Below are 19,929 nucleotides of genomic sequence, written 5' to 3' on the forward strand. Positions count from 1 at the left end.
GTTCGAACCCAGGCGCCGCAAGGGACGAAGCGTTCCAGCGCTTTCCCGTCCGACTCTCCGCCCCGGCGCGTCGCACCCGCTCCCTCTTTCCTTTTTCGAACGTACGTACGAAACTAGTAGCATGGCCACCACCGACCGGCAGGCCACGACGCTGGCCCTCGCACACGCCCTGTCAGCCGCCGAACGCGGACTGGCCGTCATCCCGTTGTCCCGCACCAAGCTCCCGGCGCTGCGCTCCCCGCACCGCGAGGACCCCGTCCCCTCCGCCTGCCACGGCGAGTGCGGCCGGCTCGGCCACGGGGTCTACGACGCCTCCAGCGATCCGGCCCGCATCCGCGAGCTGTTCGCCGCGGCGCCCTGGGCGACCGGTTACGGCATCGCCTGCGGCCTGCCCCCGCACCATCTGATCGGCATCGACCTGGACGTGAAGACCGGCACGGACTCCTCGTCCGCCCTGCGCGAGCTGGCCCTGCGGCACCTGTTCACCATCCCGCCGACCGTGGTCGTCGTGACCCCGTCCGGCGGTCGCCACCTCTGGCTGAGCGGCCCGCCCGACGTGGTCGTGCCCAACTCGGCGGGCCGCCTCGCGCCCGGCATCGACATCCGGGGCGCCGGCGGCTACCTCGTCGGCCCCGGCTCCCGCACCGGCCAGGGCGTGTACGCCGCGGCGCCGGGGAGCGCACACCTGGCCCCCGCGCCCTGCCCGCGCTCCCTCCTGCGCCTGCTCCTCCCGCCGCCCCGCGCCCACCACCCCACGCCCCCGGCGACCGGCGGACACGGCCAGGGCCTGGTCCAGTTCGTCCTCGCCGCGCACGAGGGCCAGCGCAACACCCGGCTGTTCTGGGCGGCCTGCCGGGCCTACGAGGACGGCATCGGCCCCGCGCTCGTGGACGCCCTGGTCGAGGCCGCGCGGAGCACCGGCCTGTCCGAGCGCGAGGCCCGGGCGACGATCGCGTCGGCGGCGCGGTTGACGGGGGACCGGCCGTGAGCGACACCCCGTCCATGAGCACCGAAAGACCTCCATGCGACAGCACGCCGAAACGCCGGCCCTGGCGCTCGCCCGCCTCGTCCTGGCCTCCGGCCGCTCGGTGGACCTCGCCGAGCTGCGGTTCACGTCGACGTACGGCGACCTGCTGGAGGGCTATCCCTGCAAGCCGGTGAACGACCTGCGGATCCGAGGGCTGCTGCGCGCCGCCGAGCGGGCCCGCCCCGGCACGCCGGTGCACCTGGTCCCGCCGCCGCGCGCCTACCCCGACCAGTACGCGGGCGGCCTCGGGCCCGTCGAGGTCCTGCCCGCCGTGGCCTGCGTCGGCACGTTCCACTCCTCGGCTCTCGATCCGGCCCACGACCCGGTCGCGTACCGCTCCCGTCTCACCGTTCTCTGGTTCCAGGCCACGCCTCGTCTGCCGTCGGGCTGCGACGCGGAGCCCGCGCTGCGGGACCTCGACTGGGCGGGACTGGCCCGGGACGCCCGGGCCCTTGCGTAGGGTCGTCCGATGAGCGTTTCCCGCACGGAACTGCCGCGCTGGCAGTTCGAGTTGACCTGGTCGTTGTTCGAGTACCACCTGGAGCGGCTGGAGCCGGAGGACTTCCTCTGGGAGCCCGCGCCGCTCTGCTGGACCATGCGCAAGGGCCCCGACGGCACCTGGGTACCGGACTGGGCGGAGACCGAGCCCGACCCCGTGCCCGTCCCCACCATCGCCTGGGTGAGCTGGCACATCGGCTGGTGGTGGAGCGTGACCCTCGACCACGCCCGGGGCCGCCCGCCCCGCGACCGCACGGACGTCGTATGGCCCGGCGAGGGCACACCGACCATCGAGTGGCTGCGCGGCCTGCGCACGGAGTGGCTGGCCGTCCTGGACGACCTCACCGACTCCGACCTGGACGGCCCGGCACCGTTCCCCTGGCCGAACGACCCCCAGTACACCGTCGCGCGCATGGCGGCCTGGGTGAACGCGGAACTGATGAAGAACGTGACGGAGATCGGCCAACTGCGAATGCTGCGAGCGGCGTCGGCCTGAGCAGGCCCGCGACGCCGGCCCGCGTGGGGGCCAGGCAGCGGTCGGTCCTACGCCTAAAACACCAATGGCAGGCCTGTGACCAGGGACAAAGCTTCGTTGCAGCGTTGAAGCGGGCATGGGATCTCATCCACTCCCCCGTGCCGCTGTCCTGCTCGTCGCGCTCGTCGTACTTCAGGGCGGTTCGTCCGCCCTGGCCGCCGAACCCGGCGGTGGTGGCGGCAGCAGCCGGTCGCGGGCTATCGACCCGATCACGCCGTTCGCGCAGAGCGCCTCGACGCTCGCCGGGATGGCACAGCCGTTCCACAACGCGTTCAGCCGGGCCGTGCCGCCCAGGCGCTGACCGAGCGGCGCGGCCGAGCGCGGCGTGGCATCGTGAGGGCATGAGCATCGACGTGCGCCCGGCGTCGGACTTCGAGGACGTCCGTGCCGTGCTCGGCCCGAAGTCGCCCGGGGCGAACGTCTGCTGGTGCCTGAGCTACCGGATCCCCTCCAAGCTCAACAACGAACTGCGCGGACCGGCCCGCGGTGCGTACGTCGCCGAGCTGTGTCACCAGGACCCCGCGCCCGGCGTGCTCGCCTACGACGGCGACGAACCGGTCGGCTGGGCCGCCGTCGCCCCGCGCGCGGACACCTCCTTCGCCCGCAACCGCAAGATCCCGCACATCGACGACCTGCCCGTCTGGTCGCTGTGGTGCCTCCGGGTACGCCCCGGTCACCGGAAGCGGGGCATCTCACACGCCCTCATCGCCGGAGCCGTCGAGTTCGCCCGGGCCCACGGCGCACCGGCGATCGAGGCGTACCCCCTCGACAACGGCGACGCCAAGGTCGACCTGACGATGGCGTACCCCGGGCTCCGGAAGAACTTCGAAGGCGCCGGCTTCACCTACGCGGCGGACACCACGTCGGTGCTGGGCGGCCACCCCCGGGTCCTGATGCGGCTCGGCCTGCGAGGCCACGCGCCCGCATAGAGGCCACGCACACACAAAGGCCCGACCGCTGGCGACGGGGGATGCACCAGCGGTCGGGCTATGGCCAAGGGTAACAAGCGCTTGCCCATCGGAACCGACTGTTCGTCAGCAAAGCCGGAGTTGTGACTCGTATCACTCAACCTCCGTGATTGCGGGGCCTGTTGTGCGACCCGGCCCCTCAGGGATCGCACGGCGGGTCATAGGACAGCCGGGGCAGGTACTCGCGCCAGGTCTCCGGCGTCAGCACGCCCCGGGTCATCGTGCAGACGCGGCGTGCCGCCTCGTCGACGTCCAGGTTCCAGAGCCGAATGGTGTCGGTGCCGCTCGACACCCCGAGCATGTGGCTGTTCGGGCTGAACGCCAGGAAGGTGCCGCTCTTGGCGTTGGGGCTCATCGACTGGCCGATCGGGCCGGCCTCGGCGGGGTCGGAGACGTTCCAGAGCCGGACGGTGCTGTCGTTGCCGCCGCTGGCCAGGGTTCGGCCGTCCCGGCTGAAGGTCAGTGACACGACCGCCTCCGTGTGGCCGGTGAGGCTCGTCAGCTCCGAGGCCTTGGCGGGGCCCTCGATGTCCCAGAGCCGCACCGAGTTGTCGTCACCGCCGCTGGCCAGCGTGTGCCCGTCGGGGCTGTAGGCGAGGACGTTGACGGCTCCGAGATGGCCCTTGAGAGGTGCGCCGCGCAGGACGGCACGTCCGGGGTCCGTCGCGTTCCACAGACGGATGGTGCCGTCGGCGCTGCCGCTGGCGAGCGTGTGGCCGTCCGGGCTGAAGACGAGGGAGTTGACGTACCCCTTGTGACCGGTGAGGGGTGCGCCGAGCCGGCGGGGGCGGGACGGGTCGGCGATGTCCCACAGCTGGATGGTGCGGTCGTCGTAGGCGGTCGCCAGGAGGCGCCCGTCCGGGCTGAAGGCCAGCGGGTCGGCGAACCGGATGGGCAGGGGGACGGGTGACCCATGGGGGGCGGGGCGGTCCGGATCCCCGACGTTCCACAGCTGCACGGCCCGGTCTCCCGTCACCACCGCGAGGGTGCGGCCGTCCTTGGAGAACTCCAGGGAGCGTACGCCGCCCTTCGGCCGGAACGGTTCGCCCATCGGCACGGGCCTGCCGGGCTTGCGCACGTCCCACAGCCGGACCCGCCCGTCGAGCGCCGCCGTCGCGAGCACCCGCCCGTCCGGCCGGAACGCTCCGGTCCGGCCGATCATGTCGGCCGTCGGCAGCGCCCACAGACGGACCTTGTTGTCGCCCGTCCCGGTGGCGAGGGTGCGCCCGTCGGGGCTGAAGCCGAGCGCGTACATCTCGCCGCTGCTGCCCGCCAGGGGCCCGCCGACCTGCGACGGGTACGCCGGATCACTGACCTTCCACAGGCTCGCCGTGCTGTCCGCGCTGGCGGCGGCGAGCATGTTCCCGTCGGGGCTGAAGGCCACCGACCACACCGCGCCCGTGTGGCCGGTGAGCGGCGCTCCGATCGCTGCCGGGCGACGCCGGTCGGTCATGTTCCAGAGCCGGACGGTGTCGTCCGCGCTGCCGCTGGCGAGCGTCCGGCCGTCAGGGCTGAAGGCCACGGAGTGCACCGTGTCGCTGTGGCCGGTCAGCGGCTCCCCGAGCGGCACCGGACGCCGGGGGTGCGTCACGTCCCACAGCCGGATCGTGCCGTCGTCACCACCGGCCGCCAGGGTCCTGCCGTCCGGGCTGAACGCCACCGAGCGCACGGCGGCCTTGTGCCCCGTCAGCGGCTTGCCCAGGGGCTTCGGACGCTTCGGGTCGGCCACGTCCCACAGCCGTACGGTGTGGTCGTCGCCGACGGAGGCCAGCGTGCGTCCGTCGGGGCTGAAGGCGATCAGGTAGATCGTGCCGTCATGGCCGGTCAGCGGCCGGGCGAGCGGCCGCGGGTGGGCGGGGTCCGTCACGTCCCACAGCCGGATCGTGCCGTCGTCGGCGGCACTGGCCAGGGTGCGGCCGTCCGGGCTGAAGACCGCGCTGCTCACCCAGCTGGTGTGGCCGGTGAGAGGCCTGCCCAGCGGCTTCGGACGCTTGGGGTCGGCCACGTTCCACAGCCGTACGGTCCGGTCGTAACTGGCGGTGGCCAGGGTGCGCCCGTCCGGACTGAACGTCGTGAGGTAGACGGCGCCGGTGTGGCCGACCAGCGGCGTGGCCAGCGGGGCGTTCACGATGGAGATCAGGCGGCTGTTCGCACCCTTGTCGTCCGGCCGCAGCCGATGTGCCACCAGGTCGAGCTGGGCGGACAGCGAGGGATCCGTGTACTGGACGCGATCGGCCTGGGCGAGCACCTGCTCGAACACGGCTTCGTCCCGCTGCTTCCAGGCGACGACGGCCGCTCCGACGGCCAGCACCGCCAGCACGACCAGGGCCGCCACCGCCCCCCGGCTGATCCAGATGATGCGCCTGCGCAGCCTGACCGAGGCGGCCAGGAACTCCACCGCGCTCCGGGTCAGGAACGTGTCCCCGGCGGATTTCGCCCACCCGTGGGCCTGTTCCAGACGGGAGCCCCGGTAGAGCAGCGAGGTGTCGCGGTCCGACTCCTCCCAGGCCCGGCCGTCCTCCTCCAGGCGCTGGCGCAGCAGGTTGCCCTGCCGGTCCTCGTCGATCCAGTCGCGCAGCCGCGGCCAGGCGTGCAGCAGCGCCTCGTGGGTGATCTCCACGGTCTCCGCGTCGAGCGTCACCAGCCGGGCGCGGACCAGCGCCTCCAAGGACTCCTCGGTCTTGCCGGGGTCGGTCGACTCGTCCGCGAGCTGGCGCCGGGTGCCCCGCCTGCGGGTGGCCTGGGTGTCCTCGCCCAGCCGGACCAGGCGGAGCAGGAGCAGCCGGGCCGCCGTGCGCGCCGCCGGGTCGAGACCGGACCAGGCCCGCTCGGCGGTCGCCGCGACCGCGCCCTGGATGCCGCCGGCCGCGCGGTACCCGGCGAGCGTCAGCCGGCCCGCCTTCCTGCGCTGCCAGGTGGCGAGCAGGGCGTGGGAGAGGAGCGGCAGCACTCCCGCGTCGTGCGCCCCGCGCGGGCCGTCGGCGCTCACCTCCCGGACGATCAGCTCCGCCAGGCCCGGCTCCAGTTCCAGGCCGACGGCCTTGGCCGGGCCCGTCACCGCCTCGCGCAGCTCCGCGGTGGTCAGGGGCCCGAGCACCATGTGACGGCGCTGGAGCGCGTCGGCCAGTTCGGGATATCTGAGGCACCGCTCGTAGAAGTCGGCCCGCACGCCCAGGACCACGACCGCCGGGGCCGGGTCGCCGTCGTCGCCCGGCGAACAGACGGCGTGCAGGACCTCGACGAAGGCACGCCGCTCCGCCTCGTCGGGGCAGAGTGTGAAGGTCTCCTCGAACTGGTCCACGATGATGACCGGCCGCGCACCGGCCGGCGCCTCGCGCCGCGCCCAGGCGGCGACGGCGGCGCGGACGTCAGGGCCCCTCGGGACGCGTGGGCCCACCGTGGTGCGGACGACGGGGTCCTCCGCCGCGGGTTCGTCGGCCGCGCCCCCGGCCGGGACGACCGGCCCCAGGTCGGGGATGCACCGGGTCAGCTCCGCCAGCGGATCACCACCGGGGACGAGCTGCACGACCTTCGTGGCCCGGCCGCCACCACCGGTCTCACGGTCGCCGCCGTCGTCGCCGTCGTCACTCTGCGCGCCTTCCCGCAACGCGCCTTCCCGCAACGCGCCTTCCCGCAGCACGCCTTCCCGCAGCGCCGGCACCAGTCCGGCGTTCAGCAGCGAGGACTTCCCCGCCCCCGACGCACCCACGAGCATGACCAGGCCGCCCGTCTCCGCCACGGCCCGGAGCTGGGCGACGAGCGCGTCCGTGCTCCGCTCCCGGCCGAAGAACCACCGGGCGTCCTCCCTGCGGTACGAGGCCAGCCCCCGGTACGGGCACACGCCGCCGGGCGCGGGCGGGGCCTCGGCGGCGGGCCGCTCCTGCTCCGCTGCCCCCGCGCCGCGCTCGCCGACCGGGTCGGCCACCGCGGCTTCCCACAGCCGCTGCCACTGGCCGAGGTCGTACAGGCCCGGCGACACCGGCGTGGGCCGCGCGCGCCGCGCCTCGGGGATCAGCACGTGCAGCACCGCCGCGAGGGCGGTGAACTGAGCGGGTACGTTCCGTGCCCGGCGCCAGTCGCTGATGCGCTGCGCGGACACCCGGACGGGACGCCCGCGTTCGTCGACCCGCTGGAGCCGGACGACCGCTTCGGACACACGTTTGAGTGGAGGGTTCCCGGCTTCCTTGTACAGCAGTGCGAGGCGCTCCGCGAAGGCGGTGCGTGCCCCGGAGTCGGAACCCAAGGTCTCCACTCCCTAACTCCCCGCGACTGGACGTCCGGACCGGAAAACTCACTCTATACGTCTGACCTGCGATAATGCCGCCGACCCGGAACCGGAGACTCCTCGTCGGCAGCCGAAACTGGCAGGATCCGGACGCGGCAGCACACTCATCCGGTCAGCCTCCAGCGGAGTCGGACGACCGCGACCCCACCGTTCGGCACCGGTCCCCACGAGGGGAGGGACCGGCGCCGAACGACGTGGTGATCCAACGTGGCGATCCTCCCCAGCGGACCGCGTTCTACAACCCTGGATAACTGACGACCCGTCAGCTATGGTCTGCCTGCCGTTCGCCTGCCGTTGCCAAGGAACGGCCTGCCGTACCGCTTCCGGAACGACGTACAAGCGACGTACAAGCGACGTAGGGGGGAGCACAGTGGAGACACGTCCCGAGAGCCCACGACCGCAGGGCGCCCCGCGCTGGGTGGCGATGTACTACCAACCGGCCGCGCGGACGTGGCGGGCAGCCGCGGAGTCACGCCACCGCTCGCCCGTGCTGCACGCCCTCGGCGAGATGACACAGACACTGCGCGCGCGGGGGGACGAGGTGACCTTCGCCCTCTGGGGGCCGAAGGACGGCGCGTGGCACCGCTTCGACACGCCCCTGAAGCAGCCGGCGGCGTCCCGGCCGAGCCCGGAGTCCTCCACCACCGAACCGGCCCAGCTGGCGGAACGCATGACCGGCCGCCGCCACCAGGTCCTCATGTCCGGCCTGAGCAAGGCGGGCCTCTACGAGCTCTCCCCCGAGGACGACGCGACGGTCCAGGCACTCGTCGAACGGCTCGACGAGGCCGCCGTGCGCCGAGTCGCCCACTGGCTCGCGACGGCCGGAGCGCGGTAGCCGGGCCGGTTCAGCCGGCCTAGCGCTGGGCAGTCAACACCTCAGGTCCCGCCGGCTTCCGGCATCGGCCGGTGGGGGAACGAGGGGGATGAAACAGATGAAGGGGCAGAAGGTCTCCGTCGACCGCGAGCTCTGCTACGGCTCCGCCGAGTGCGTCCACAGGGCCCCGGCGGTCTTCGAGTTCGTCGACGGATTCGGTGTCGTCCGCCCGGGCCACGAAGAGAGGGGCGACGCCCCGGAGATCCTGGAGGCGGCGGAGAAGTGCCCCAGCCAGGCCATCAGCATCACGGACGCGCCCTCGTCGCCGGATCGTCCGTAGCGAGGCCCGGTGCCGGTACCGAGTCTGCTCGCGGTCTTCGCCCACCCCGACGACGAGTCCTTGACGGCGGGCGGCACCCTCGCCCGGCACGCGGCGGCGGGCGCCCGCACGGCGGTCGTCACGGCCACCTGGGCGGCGGACACCCCGCGCGCCGCGGAACTGGCCGACGCACTCCACATCCTGGGCGCCGGCAAGCCACGCATGCTGGGCTACGCCGACTCCCGCGTCCCCCGGTCGGCCCCGGGCCGACCACGCCTGTGCGACGCCCCGCTCGACGAGGCGGTGGGCGCCCTGGTCGCGCAAATCCGGGACTTCCGCCCGGAGATCGTCGTCACCCACGACGCCTACGGCGGCCTGAGCGGCCACGAGGACCATGTGCACACCCACCGCGTGACCCTGCTGGCGGTCCACGCCGCCGGCCTCGAACGCCTCTACCCTGACGCGGGTGAGCCCTGGGAGCCGAGCGCCCTGTACCTGTCCACGCACCCGCACTCCGCCGTCCGGGCGTGGGGCGGACACCTGGCCCCCGTGGGCAAGACGATGCGCACGGTCCCGGACGGCCGCGTCACGGCGACCGTCGACGTCACACCGTGGCTGGCACAGAAGCTCGCCGCCGTGCTCGCGCACCGGACGGAGGTGGAACGGGGAGCCGCCCCGGGCCTGATCGCCGCGCTGCCGGCGTCCGAGCGGGAGCGGTTGCTCGGTACGGAGTGGTACATCCGCCATGATCCTGTCGCGACGGCGGCGACGGGGACGGAGCTCCTGCCGTAGGCCGGTGACCGGCTCACGGCAGGAGGCCGGCCCGCTCAGGCCGTTGATCGGCTCAGGCCGTTGATCGACTCAGCCGTTGATCGACTCAGCCGTTGGTCGGCTCAGGTGGTTGATCGGCTCAGGTCGGTGCCCACCGGAAAAGGCCACCGGAGGCCCGCCAACGCCCGAGCCCTGGCCTCCACGACCGCCATCCGGGCAGCGCGCTCGGCCCGGTCCACATGGGCCGTCTGCCCGGTCACCTGCCCCTCCCACTTCCGGTACAACAGCCCCACCTCCCCCGAGAACCACCCACGGCTCACGGCGTTCAGCGCGAGCAGCAGCCCCGTGTCCTCCGACGCGGGCAGCGCCATCCAACCGCCGAGGGCGAGCAGCAGCTCACGCCGTACGAAGAGCGACGCCGGATGGACCGGAGAGAGGAAGTCGTTGGCCTTCCAGTGGTCGAACACGGCCCCGCGCTCGATCGGCCCCTGGTCGGGGTCGCCCGGAAAACCGACGGTCGACCCGTCGGGCATGAGGTCCAGCACCCGCGACGTCGCCCACCCGAGACCGCGGTCGGCCTCCAGCGCCGCCATGTCCCGCGCGAGCGTGCCCGGCGGCAACTGGTCGTCGGCGTCCAGCACCTTCACGTACGCGCCCTCGGCATGCGCCAGCGCGATGGTCCGGGCCACACCGGGGCCCCCGGCCCGGCCCTGCCGGAACGTCACCCGCTCGTCGTCGGGCACGTACGGCCGTACGTCCGCGCTCTCCCCGTCCTCCTGGATCACCCAGTGCCACTCCCAGCCCTCCGGCAGCCGCTGCTCGCACAGGGACTTGTGGGCCTCCGGCAGAAACCGGGCCGACGGACCGTGCACAGCGGTGACGACGACGATGCGCACTCGAAACCCCCCGCGACCTGCGCAGATGCCTGGACTACGGAGGGATCCTAGCCCTGTGGCCCACCGCGCCGTTTCAGTGCCTGTGCCACGCGGGGCAGGTCCTCGTACAGCAGTCGGCCGACCAGCGCTCCACCGAAGACGACGACTCCCACCCCGACCAGCCAGGACTGGATGACCAGGACGGTTCCGACCGGTCCGTACGTGACGGCGTTGGACGCGATCAACGGCGAGAAGACGAGCCTGGAGAAGACTCTCAGGCCGAGCAGCCCGATCGTGGTGGCGACGGCGCCGGGCAGCAGGGCACGCCAGCGGACCCTCCCGCCGAGCAGCAGGTGCTGGGACCACCACAGGAACAGAACGGCAGTCAGCGGCGCGACGGCCCCGCCCGTCACAGGCTCGCGCAGCAGCGTGGTGCCGGCGGAGACATAGAGGTATCCGGTGAGGACGCCGAGCCACAGCACATGCCGCCACCGGGCCCACCAGCGGGCCGGCGGCAGGCCCCAGACCTTCTCGTAGCCGGTCTGCACCGCCGCCCCGAAGGACAGGCCGAAGACGGCGAGGGCGGCGAGGCCGAACGCGGTCGTGGTGCGCAGGGCCTGGCCGGGCGGCGTGAACAACTGCTCGACCTGCCGCCGGGAGTCCCTCGACACGCCGAGCCCCTCTCCCAGCCACTGCGCGAACCCCCGCCCGTGCTCGGGATCGGCAGCGGAGACAATGATCAGCAGCGGCACCAGCGTGAGGAACCCCAGCGCCGCGAAGCCCAGCGAACGCGGCCACAGCTCGATGGCCGTGCTCCGCTGCCATCCGCGCCCGACCGGCGAACGGCTGATCATGCGGTGCAGCGGCCCGAACCGAGAGGAACGGCCCGCGGCACCGGAAGGCTTCATCGGCATGCCTGTCGACTACCACGTTCGGAACCCTTGCCGCGCGAGGGCGCGGCGCGGACATTCCCGGATAGCCTGGAAAACAAGTGGGCTTACCGGGTTCAGCGGGCTCTGACGGCCCGCGGGGGGGCTCGTACCGGCCCGGATCAACGGCTCAGGAGGCAGGCCATGATCCATTCCGCCGACATCCGCGAGTGGCGCAACCGCAGCGTCGTCGACCCCAAGGGTCACAAGATCGGCGTACTCGAAGCGGTCTACGTCGACACCACCACCGACGAACCGGCCATGGCCACGGTCCGCACCGGACTCCCCACCCGCCACCACCTTGCCTTCGTACCCCTCGACGAGGCGATCGTCGGCCCCGGCTACGTCAAGGTCTCCTACACCAAGTCGCTGGTGAAGAAGGCGCCCTCGGTCGGCATGGACGACATCCTCCCCGCCGAGTCGGAGCAAGCGATCTTCCAGCACTACGACATGCCCTACCAGACGGGCGCAGCCGGCGAACGCCAACTCGCACGCCGCTGACGGCGCGGAAGGGGCGCCCCTCAGCGAGGGGCGCCCCTTCCGACCTGCAACACCTATGACCTGCGCGGAGGCGGTGGGATTTGAACCCACGGTGACATCGCTGCCACGACGGTTTTCAAGACCGTTCCCTTCGGCCGCTCGGGCACGCCTCCCCGCGCCGGCCGTGATCGGTCGACGCGGGGACAAGGGTAACGGGTCGGTGCGCGCGAGTGTGGGTCAGTTGTCGCCGATGCGCGAGCCCAGGGTCACCTCGACCGTGTGCTGCTTGCCGTTGCGCTCGTAGGTGATCGTGACCTTGTCACCGGGCTTGTGGGTCCAGATCTCGCCGATCAGGGTGGGGCCGGAGTCGATCACCCGGTCGTCGAGCTTGGTGATGACGTCGCCGGGCTTGAGGCCCGCCTTGGCGGCCGGGCCGCCCGGCTCGACCGGTGGCGTGCCGCCCGCGCCCTGGTCGGTGATCTGCGCGCCGTCCGAGCTGTCGTCCAGGGAGACGGACGCGCCGATCTTCGCGTACACCGGCTTGCCGGTCTTGATCAGTTCCTGGGCGACGTACTCGGCCTGGTTGATCGGGATGGCGAAGCCCAGGCCGATCGAGCCGGACTGGCCGGTGCCGAAGCCGCCGTTGCCGGTGGACTGGATCGCGGAGTTGATGCCGATGACGTTGCCCTGCGCGTCCAGCAGCGGCCCGCCGGAGTTGCCCGGGTTGATCGAGGCGTCGGTCTGGAGGGCGCTCATGTACGACGCCTGGCTGCCGCTGCCGTCGCTGGAGGCGACCGGGCGGTTCTTGGCGCTGATGATGCCCGTCGTCACCGTGTCGGACAGGCCGAAGGGGGCGCCGATCGCGATGGTCGCGTCGCCGACGGCCACCTTGTCCGAGTCGCCGAGGGTGAGCGGCTTCAGGTCGCTCGGAGCGTTCTTGAGCTTGATGACCGCCACGTCGTAGCCCTGCGCGTGCCCGACCACCTCGGCGTCGTACTTCTTGCCGCTGGGGAATGTCGCGGTGAGCTTGCCGCCGTCCACCGCGCCGGCCACGACGTGGTTGTTGGTGACGATGTGGCCCTGCTTGTCGAAGACGAAGCCCGTGCCGGTGCCGCCCTCGCCGCTGGTGCTCTCGGCCTCGATCGTGACCGTGCTCGGGAGCGCCTTGGCGGCCACGCCCGCGACCGTGCCCGGGTCGCGCTTGACGTCGCCGCCGCTGGTGGAGGCGGAGACCGTCGTCGAGCCGCTGTTCTCGTCGTTGTTCTTCGCCAGCGTGTAGCCGAGACCGCCGCCCAGGCCGCCCGCGACCAGCGCGGCCACCAGGAGCGCGGCGACCAGACCACCGCGGCCCCGGCCGGACTTCGGCGCCGGCTGCTGGTACGGCGAACCCCAGCCACCGCCGGAACCGGAACCGCCGTCGCCGTACGACGGGGAGGCCGGCGGCGGGGGCGGGGGCCAGGAGGGGTCGGGGGCGGAGGAGGAGACGCCGTGATGCGCGGCGTCGCCAGGAGCGCCCTGGCCGTGGGCGGACTGCCCCTGGGAGTCCTGTCCGTACGGTCCCGTTCCCTGGGGCGCCTGTCCCCGCGGGGCCTGTCCCTGGGGTGCCGGAGCAGCGGGAGTGTCCACCGGCACGGGGGGTGCGGACGGGGCGGGGGGTACCGCGGTGCCCTCGTTCTCGGTGCTCACAGCTTCTCTCCTCGATCCACGGCTGTTTCCTGGGTCGCACTCGGTCACGCTTTTTCACGCTGGCGACGGTCCGGCGCGATACAGCTGTGCTTGTTCCCTTGTATGCCGTCAGCTTTTCCCACCGGCCGTCAGAGCACCATAAGCGGTGGCTGTGGGTCCGGGGCCATTCTTTATATAGGTCATTACCGACGAAAAGGATGCAATTCCAGTGCCTCCGTCCGGACCTGTGAATCCGTCGGGTCCGTCCGACCAGACGCGTACCCGCGCGCGGTGGCACCATGACGCGGTGACCCACGCACGGCAGCATGTGATTCAAGTCGTCGCCCACCGCGGTGCCTCCGAGGACGCCCCGGAACACACCCTGGCCGCGTACACCAAGGCGATCGAGGACGGCGCGGACGCCCTCGAATGCGATGTGCGCCTCACCGCCGACGGCCACCTGGTGTGCGTACACGACCGCCGGATCAACCGTACGTCCAACGGCCGCGGCGCGGTCTCCGCCCTGGAGCTCGCCGACCTCGCCGCCCTGGACTTCGGCTCCTGGAAGACGGGCGAGGCCTACAAGAGGCGGGACGAGGACCCCGACTGGGAGCACCGCCCGGAGGACCGCGAGGCGACGTCCGTCCTCACCCTTGAGCGGCTGCTCGAACTCGTCGCCGACGCCGGACGCCGGGTGGAACTGGCCATCGAGACCAAGCACCCCACGCGCTGGGCGGGGCAGGTCGAGGAGCGGCTGCTGGTCCTGCTGAAGCGGTTCGGTCTGGACGCCCCGGCCACCGCAGAGGAGTCCCGGGTGCGGGTCATGAGCTTCTCGGCCCGCTCGCTGCACCGCGTGCGTGCCGCCTCGCCGACCCTGCCGACGGTCTACCTGACGCAGTTCGTCTCGCCCCGGCTGCGCGACGGACGGCTGCCCCCGGGTGTCCGGATCGCGGGCCCCTCCATCCGGATCGTGCGCAACCACCCCCTCTACGTGGAGCGCCTGAAGCGGGTCGGCCACCAGGTGCACGTGTGGACCGTGAACGAGCCGGAGGACGTGGATCTCTGCGTCGGCCTGGGCGTCGACGCCATCATCACCAACCGCCCGCGCGCGGTGCTCGACCAGCTCGGCCGCTGAAGGTCCGGCGGGTCCGGGCAGGTCCGACGGTCACCATGGCCGACCCCACAAGTCCCACCAGACCCACGCACACCTCTTGACCCCGCCGGTTGACAGACGGGATCCTCGCGTCTCGGCCAGACCGATGAAATCCAGCCACACGATTACAGGGAGTGCTCCGGCGCGTTCGGTCCGTACACGGTCGCGGTGAATGCGTCACAGGACGTGGATCGGCCGGTTTCCGGTACAGGCCAATGGGGCATCCACACCGTGGCGTGGGGCGAAGGAGGTCTCGGGGGTGGCGTTGGTGGTGGCACAGGAGGTGCCCACGTCGTCGAGCATGGCCGTACCCCATGGCCCTGCGGGCGTGGGGAAAGCGAGACACCGTATGCGCGCACAACTGCGCAGAGGTGGCGTAGCGGAATCGGTCATCGACGACGCCGTACTGATCCTTTCCGAACTTTTGAGCAACGCGTGCAAACACGGCAGGCCCCTGGGCGACGCTCTCTCCGGCGACGGTGACGTCCGTGCCGCCTGGCGCGTGGACCCCTCCGGCCGGCTCATCGTCGAGGTCACGGACGGCGGCGGCCCGACCCGCCCCGCCCCCGCGACCCCGTCGGTCACGGCGCACGGCGGCCGCGGGCTGAACATCATCACCGCGCTGGCCGACGACTGGGGTGTCCGGGACGACATCCGCGGCGAGGTCACCGTGTGGGTCGTCGTCCACGCCGACGTGCACGACCCGGACGCCGGCCACCGACGCGACGACTTCGCGACACGCATCACGGCCCCGGCGGTGTCCCAGATGCCCGGGCTGGACTTCGCGGACGCCTTCGAGGACATGGACTGACCCGGCGCCGGCCCGCCTCGTTGTCCACGGGACCCCGTTGTCCACAGGGCCCGCGTTATCAACAGGACCGCGTTGTCCACAGGATCCCGTCGCCCGAGGCACGAACGGCTAGGCTCGCGACCGTACGAGACGAGCCGTAACCGGGAGACCCATCGATGGCCAAGAAGCGACCCCAGACGAAGGCCAAGCGCCCGCCGATCACGGACGGAGCCCGCGCCGGAGGCGCTGACGGGGACGTTCCGGTCGTCGGCGCTCGTGAGCCCTGCCCCTGCGGCAGCGGCCGCCGCTACAAGGCCTGTCACGGCCGGGCCGCGGCCCACGCCGCGACCGAGCTGGTGCACCGCCCCTTCGAGGGCCTGCCAGGCGAGTGCGACTGGGTGGCCCTGCGCGAACTGGTCCCGGCGGCCACGGCCCGGCTGACGCTCAGGGACGGCCTTCCCGAAGGCGTCCCGGCGGTCACGCTGGCCACGGTCCTGCCGATGGCCTGGCCCGCCCTGCGCCGCGACGACGGCTCGGTCATGCTCGGCCTCCAGAACGACACCTCGTCGGGCGACATCAGCCGCGACCTCGCCGACATCCTCCAGCGCGCCCTGGAAGCCGAGCCCGGCACACCGGTGCAGGGCCGCCGCGCCCCGGCCGACGGTCCGCGGCTCCAGGACCTGCTCGACCCGGAAGGCGCCTTCGAGCCAGAAGTGCACAGCGGCTTCGAGTTCTGGGTGCCGGACCCGGAGAACGCCACGCCGGAGGTGACCGCCTCCCTGGAGCGGGCCAACGCCGCGGCCATCCCGACCGTCAAGCTCCAGGGCGTGGACGCCGCGTACTGGTGCGAGACGCCCGAGAAGAATCATTTGCGGTGGGTCATGCCCCACCCCGAGGAGCAGCTTCTGGACGCTCTCGCGCGGCTGCACGCCGCGGGCCGGTCGAGCCTGGGCGAGGGCACCCGCCTGGTGGGCTCCTTCCGCGCTCACGGGCTCACCGTGCCGGTCTGGGACCTGCCGAGCGGGGTCACGGCCGAGGACGTGGAGAAGCCGGCGGCGGAGTTCGCCGAGCGCCTCGCCGCCGCCCTGGCCACGGACGCGCCGCTCACCGCGGACGAGCGCCGCGCGCGTGGCGGCCTCACCAACCGGCAGGTCACGCTCAGCTGACGGCTCGTCACAAGGCCCGGTCCGGCCGCTCTGCCGGCCGGCCGGACCCTCGCACTCCGGGCAGCTGACGCCCTTCACAACTCCCGGCCGGGACAGGTCCGTCGATGACTGGAAAGGGCGAGATCGAATTTGCGAACCGCCGATCTCTTGTTACCGTTCCTGTAGCCCGGTTGCTGGTGCATCCCCCGTCGCCAGCAACCGGGTCTTTTCATGCGCGCGACGGTTCACGGAGCGCAGCCTCTCGTCAACCGCCGGCTTCCGTAGGCGAGTTGCTCCCCGAGCGCAGCAGCAGCGGCCCCTGGCCGGCCCGCCGCGCGAACTCCGCCACCGCCGTGTACGCCGCCAGATCCCCGCGTGCGGGCTCTCGGGGCGTCTCACACGTCCCCGGCTCGTCTTCGGCGCCCACCGCGCAGGTGATCCGCACGGTCCGGGCGCCGGGCCCCATCAGGCTCAGTACGGCGTCCAGCGCCTCGCCGGTCGCATTGCGGTAGTAGGTCCGCGCCCAGGTGTCCGCGCCCTGCGTCACGACACAGGTCTGCGCCTCGATGCCGTCGGGGGAGGAGAGTTCGGGACCACACCGCGCGGCGGTCGACAGGCCAGGGCCGGGTGCGGGGAGGCCGGCCGCGACGGAAGGCGCCTCGCCGTCCGCGGACGGCGAGGAGGGACGTACCCCGTCCCCTCCGGAACCGGACACAGAACCGCCGCGTCCGCCGGCACCGTCCGCCGAGCCCCCGGCACGCGTCGTATCCCCTGCGTCCGGGGACCCCGCGGACGGCACCGCCAGCGGCAGTGCGACCGCGCACGCCGCCACGACGCCCGCGAGGGCGAGCAGCCGGACCTTTCGGGGTCGGACCTTTCGGGGGTCCCGGGGGCGGCCCCGGGCATGACGCGGCATGGCCCCGGAACATAACGCGCCGGGGCGGAACCCGGGCTCGGCGCGCCCGACAGCCCTAGAACTCGGGCGCGCTCACACCCGTACGAGTGAGGGCCTCGACCACGGCGTCCACCACGGCCTCCACATCGGGTACCCACGGCGAGGCCGAACCGGGCAGCGGCGCCCGCTCCCAGCGGATCTCGCCCTGGCCCGTCTCGGACGGCGGCAGCGCCAGGTAACCGCCCTCGCCGTGGAAGCGGAGGGAGCCGGGCACGAAGTCCTTGGCGTAGAGCAGTTCGCCGAGTTGCTCCATGGAGTACGGCTTCACGAGGATCGCCCAACGGGCGGGGGACGCGACGACCGGGCCGAACCGCATACCCATGCTGTCGAGCGCGTCGAGGGCGCGGGCCGCCGGCAGGGCGGGCAGGGAGACCGCGCAGGGCGCCTTGCCGCCGGTGGCCAGGACGATCGGCGCCGTGGGCCGGTTGCCCCACCACCAGCGCACCATGCGCCCGTCCGTGGTGGCCGCGAGCAGGCCGGGGTCGAAGGGGTGCGCGCCGGGAACCGTGCATTCGGGGTCGGGACAGCCGCAGCGGTTCCGCCCCTCGGGGTCCGCCGCCACGCCCGGGAGTACGGGCCACTGCCATTGGGTCGCGTAGGTCAGGGCCGCGCCGATCAGCTCAGGCCTCCCGTCGCTGCGCTGGGACAGGAGCCTGCGTCGCCTTCCGAGGATCTCGCGCATGAGCGCTCGTTCCTTTCCGTTGCACGCCGGCAACACCGTGGTCCACATCACATCATGTGTCGATCACTTCACTGTGCGTACCTGCTGGCGCATCACACCCCTGCCGTGCGCAAGGGGAACCCCTATGGGTCGAGCATTGGCTGCCTCCGCGGCCGTCCCGCCCATACTGTGTCCATCAAAAGCACGGGCGTGGCGTAGGGGTGGCGAAGTATGGCGTTTGCCGTCGCGCGTATTTCTCTCCGCCTCCGCCACGGGAGGATGGGGCACGGTCGTCGGTGGCTAAGACGCCCGGGTCCGTCACCAGGTTCCGGGTAGTTCCCAACCACCCCTGGCCTTCACCGAGTACGTACCCATCGCGACCGTCGTGACGCTCCGTCGAGCAAGCCCAGTCGACCGCAATAAGCCGTCCCGTGCGGCAGTTTTAAGCCAACTTTGCATTTCCGCAAGAGGAAGGGGACGTGTTCCCTCTGATCTCACGGACACCAGGAATCCCAGCAGGACAATGCTGGACATCTCCTCACGAGTGCGTGTACATGTGGAGACACTGCTAGCGGCGCAGCATGACATGGGGGTTTGCGATGCTTTTGAGCAGTACGTGCTGGTCGGAAAGCCGGACACCATGAACGCCCCGCACCCTCCGAAAGTGGCTGGAATCGATTCAACGGTTCCGGCGCCCGCACACACTGTCGCGCCCGTCGCGGCGGGTGGCACCTCCTCGTCAGCCCCGGCAAACCCCCCGGCCCCACCGGGCGCGGTACTCCAGGACCGTCTCGCCGGCTGGGTCTCCGACCTCACCACCCTCCACGAGCTGACCGAACGCCTGACCCGCAGGTCCGCGCTCGACGACGCGCTCCAGGAACTGCTGCGGGCCGGCGCCGCCCTGGTGGGTGCCCGCCGCGGCCTCGTCGTCCTGGAACCCGGCGACGGACTGGGCCCGGACACCACCAAAGGCCTGGGCCTGGCTCGCGCCGACCTCGGCCACATCGAGACCGTGCCCCGCAGCGCCCTGTCCTACGGCCGGTTCCTCGACGGACTGCCCGGCGGCGAGGACGGCATCGCCGAGCCCGACCTGTTCGCCGAGGAGGGGCTCGACCCCCGCCACCGCGAGGTCGCGGCCCGCCTCGGCTACGCCGCCAGCTACGCCCTCCCCCTGACCGCCGAGTCCGCCGGCCGCCTCGGGGCCGTCGTGTGGCTCTACGACGAACCCGCCGAACCGCACGAGCGGCAGCGCCACCTCGTCGGCCTGTACGCCCGGTACGCCGCCGAGCACCTCGCCCGGCTCCTCGAACTGGAGCGCACGCGCGCGTCCATGGCGACGATGTCGGACGAGCTGCTGCCCGCGCGGCTGCCGCGGGTGGCCGGTGTCCAACTCGCCGCCCGGCACCGCACCGGCCCGCGCGGCGGCGGCGACTGGTACGACGCGCTGTCGCTGCCCGACGCCGCCCTCGGCCTCGCCGTCGGGTCCGTCACGGGGTCGGGGCCCAGCGCGGTCGCCGCGATGGGGCGGCTGCGGGCGTCCCTGCGCGCGTACGCCGTGATGGAGGGGGAGGACCCGGTCGCCGTCCTGTCCGACCTGGAGCTGCTGCTGCGGCTGACCGAGCCGGCCCGCTCGGCCACCGCCCTGTTCGGCTACTGCGAACCGGCCGCCCGCAAGATCACGCTGGCCGGTGCCGGGCACAGCCCGCCGCTGCTGATCGGACAGCGCCGCACCGAGTTCGTGGAGACGTCGGTCTCCGCCCCGCTGGGCATGCTCGCCTGCTGGGAGGCGCCGAGCGTGGAGATCCTCGCCGAGCCCGGGGAGACGGTGCTGCTGTACACCGACGGCCTGCTGCACCGCACCGGCGAGACCACCGACCGCGCCTTCGCCCGGCTGCACGCGGCGGCGGCCGGAGCGCCCCGGGCGCTGCGGCGCGACCCCGGCGTCATCGCCGACCACGTCCTGCGGAGCGTGCTGCCGGACGGGCTGGACGCGGCGGACGGTACGGAGGACGTCGTCCTGCTGGCGGCGCGGTTCGAGTGATGCTCCTCGTCATCGCCC

19 protein-coding genes and 1 tRNA gene are annotated in these 19,929 nt (G+C 72.6%); 13 read left to right on the forward strand and 7 right to left on the reverse strand.

What is annotated here, in order from left to right; translation table 11 throughout:
* The first annotated feature begins 121 nt into the window (after nucleotides 1–121).
* From V8690_RS20490 to V8690_RS20510, 5 genes are all read left to right on the forward strand, one after another.
* Nucleotides 122–988, forward strand: coding sequence for a bifunctional DNA primase/polymerase (locus V8690_RS20490; protein ID WP_338780893.1), 867 nt, complete (start codon nucleotides 122–124; stop codon nucleotides 986–988).
* 34 nt (nucleotides 989–1,022) lie between these two features.
* Entirely contained in the window at nucleotides 1,023–1,487 is a 465-nt protein-coding gene (locus V8690_RS20495) for a hypothetical protein (RefSeq protein WP_338780895.1), read from the forward strand.
* A gap of 9 nt (nucleotides 1,488–1,496) precedes the next feature.
* On the forward strand, nucleotides 1,497–2,021 hold the full coding sequence (locus V8690_RS20500) for a DinB family protein (protein ID WP_338780897.1): 525 nt from the start codon (nucleotides 1,497–1,499) through the stop codon (nucleotides 2,019–2,021).
* A 115-nt stretch (nucleotides 2,022–2,136) separates the two neighbouring features.
* Nucleotides 2,137–2,361 carry a hypothetical protein gene (locus tag V8690_RS20505; RefSeq protein WP_338780899.1) on the forward strand — a complete coding sequence of 75 codons (225 nt, stop codon included), beginning with the start codon at nucleotides 2,137–2,139 and terminating at the stop codon, nucleotides 2,359–2,361.
* Nucleotides 2,362–2,401: 40 nt separating this feature from the next.
* A complete protein-coding gene (locus V8690_RS20510; RefSeq protein WP_338780901.1) occupies nucleotides 2,402–2,989 on the forward strand; it encodes a GNAT family N-acetyltransferase in 588 nt (195 codons plus the stop codon).
* A gap of 178 nt (nucleotides 2,990–3,167) precedes the next feature.
* Here the strand turns inward: V8690_RS20510 and V8690_RS20515 are convergent, their stop codons facing one another.
* Nucleotides 3,168–7,280, reverse strand: a complete 4,113-nt coding sequence (locus tag V8690_RS20515) for a hypothetical protein (protein WP_338780903.1) — start codon at nucleotides 7,278–7,280, stop codon at nucleotides 3,168–3,170.
* A 403-nt stretch (nucleotides 7,281–7,683) separates the two neighbouring features.
* On the opposite strand from V8690_RS20515, the gene V8690_RS20520 reads away from it, so the two are divergent.
* The 3 genes from V8690_RS20520 (at nucleotide 7,684) to V8690_RS20530 (ending at nucleotide 9,238) form a co-directional block, all read left to right on the forward strand.
* Entirely contained in the window at nucleotides 7,684–8,148 is a 465-nt protein-coding gene (locus V8690_RS20520) for a hypothetical protein (RefSeq protein WP_338780905.1), read from the forward strand.
* An 88-nt stretch (nucleotides 8,149–8,236) separates the two neighbouring features.
* Entirely contained in the window at nucleotides 8,237–8,467 is a 231-nt protein-coding gene (locus V8690_RS20525; protein WP_338780907.1) for a ferredoxin, read from the forward strand.
* A gap of 9 nt (nucleotides 8,468–8,476) precedes the next feature.
* On the forward strand, nucleotides 8,477–9,238 hold the full coding sequence (locus V8690_RS20530; RefSeq protein WP_338780909.1) for a PIG-L deacetylase family protein: 762 nt from the start codon (nucleotides 8,477–8,479) through the stop codon (nucleotides 9,236–9,238).
* Between the two features lie 101 nt (nucleotides 9,239–9,339).
* Here V8690_RS20530 and V8690_RS20535 read toward each other — a convergent pair whose 3' ends face one another.
* Both V8690_RS20535 and V8690_RS20540 read right to left on the reverse strand, forming a co-directional pair.
* Nucleotides 9,340–10,113: a glycosyltransferase gene (locus V8690_RS20535; RefSeq protein ID WP_338780911.1), complete on the reverse strand. Its 774-nt coding sequence runs from the start codon at nucleotides 10,111–10,113 to the stop codon at nucleotides 9,340–9,342.
* Between the two features lie 47 nt (nucleotides 10,114–10,160).
* Complete coding sequence (locus tag V8690_RS20540) at nucleotides 10,161–10,946, reverse strand: YhjD/YihY/BrkB family envelope integrity protein (RefSeq protein ID WP_338780913.1); 786 nt, start codon at nucleotides 10,944–10,946, stop codon at nucleotides 10,161–10,163.
* A gap of 219 nt (nucleotides 10,947–11,165) precedes the next feature.
* On the opposite strand from V8690_RS20540, the gene V8690_RS20545 reads away from it, so the two are divergent.
* Nucleotides 11,166–11,522 carry a PRC-barrel domain-containing protein gene (locus tag V8690_RS20545; RefSeq protein WP_338780916.1) on the forward strand — a complete coding sequence of 119 codons (357 nt, stop codon included), beginning with the start codon at nucleotides 11,166–11,168 and terminating at the stop codon, nucleotides 11,520–11,522.
* Between the two features lie 65 nt (nucleotides 11,523–11,587).
* Here V8690_RS20545 and V8690_RS20550 read toward each other — a convergent pair.
* Both V8690_RS20550 and V8690_RS20555 read right to left on the reverse strand, forming a co-directional pair.
* Nucleotides 11,588–11,674 (reverse strand) — tRNA-Ser (locus tag V8690_RS20550).
* A 64-nt stretch (nucleotides 11,675–11,738) separates the two neighbouring features.
* On the reverse strand, nucleotides 11,739–13,187 hold the full coding sequence (locus V8690_RS20555; RefSeq protein WP_338780918.1) for a trypsin-like peptidase domain-containing protein: 1,449 nt from the start codon (nucleotides 13,185–13,187) through the stop codon (nucleotides 11,739–11,741).
* 286 nt (nucleotides 13,188–13,473) lie between these two features.
* Between V8690_RS20555 and V8690_RS20560 the strand changes: the two genes are divergently transcribed.
* The 3 genes from V8690_RS20560 to V8690_RS20570 all read left to right on the forward strand — a co-directional run bounded on the left by V8690_RS20560 (nucleotide 13,474) and on the right by V8690_RS20570 (nucleotide 16,275).
* Nucleotides 13,474–14,301 carry a glycerophosphodiester phosphodiesterase gene (locus V8690_RS20560; protein ID WP_338780919.1) on the forward strand — a complete coding sequence of 276 codons (828 nt, stop codon included), beginning with the start codon at nucleotides 13,474–13,476 and terminating at the stop codon, nucleotides 14,299–14,301.
* Between the two features lie 190 nt (nucleotides 14,302–14,491).
* Nucleotides 14,492–15,130, forward strand: coding sequence for an ATP-binding protein (locus V8690_RS20565; protein ID WP_338780921.1), 639 nt, complete (start codon nucleotides 14,492–14,494; stop codon nucleotides 15,128–15,130).
* Between the two features lie 155 nt (nucleotides 15,131–15,285).
* Entirely contained in the window at nucleotides 15,286–16,275 is a 990-nt protein-coding gene (locus V8690_RS20570; protein WP_338780922.1) for a DUF5926 family protein, read from the forward strand.
* Between the two features lie 244 nt (nucleotides 16,276–16,519).
* Here V8690_RS20570 and V8690_RS20575 read toward each other — a convergent pair whose 3' ends face one another.
* Both V8690_RS20575 and V8690_RS20580 read right to left on the reverse strand, forming a co-directional pair.
* Nucleotides 16,520–17,170, reverse strand: a complete 651-nt coding sequence (locus V8690_RS20575) for a hypothetical protein (protein ID WP_338780924.1) — start codon at nucleotides 17,168–17,170, stop codon at nucleotides 16,520–16,522.
* 55 nt (nucleotides 17,171–17,225) lie between these two features.
* A complete protein-coding gene (locus V8690_RS20580) occupies nucleotides 17,226–17,891 on the reverse strand; it encodes a bifunctional DNA primase/polymerase (RefSeq protein ID WP_338780926.1) in 666 nt (221 codons plus the stop codon).
* 502 nt (nucleotides 17,892–18,393) lie between these two features.
* On the opposite strand from V8690_RS20580, the gene V8690_RS20585 reads away from it, so the two are divergent.
* A complete protein-coding gene (locus tag V8690_RS20585) occupies nucleotides 18,394–19,911 on the forward strand; it encodes a PP2C family protein-serine/threonine phosphatase (protein ID WP_338780928.1) in 1,518 nt (505 codons plus the stop codon).
* Nucleotides 19,912–19,929: the final 18 nt, after the last annotated feature.

Source organism: Streptomyces sp. DG1A-41 (assembly GCF_037055355.1).
In the GTDB taxonomy this organism is placed as follows: Bacteria; Actinomycetota; Actinomycetes; order Streptomycetales; family Streptomycetaceae; genus Streptomyces.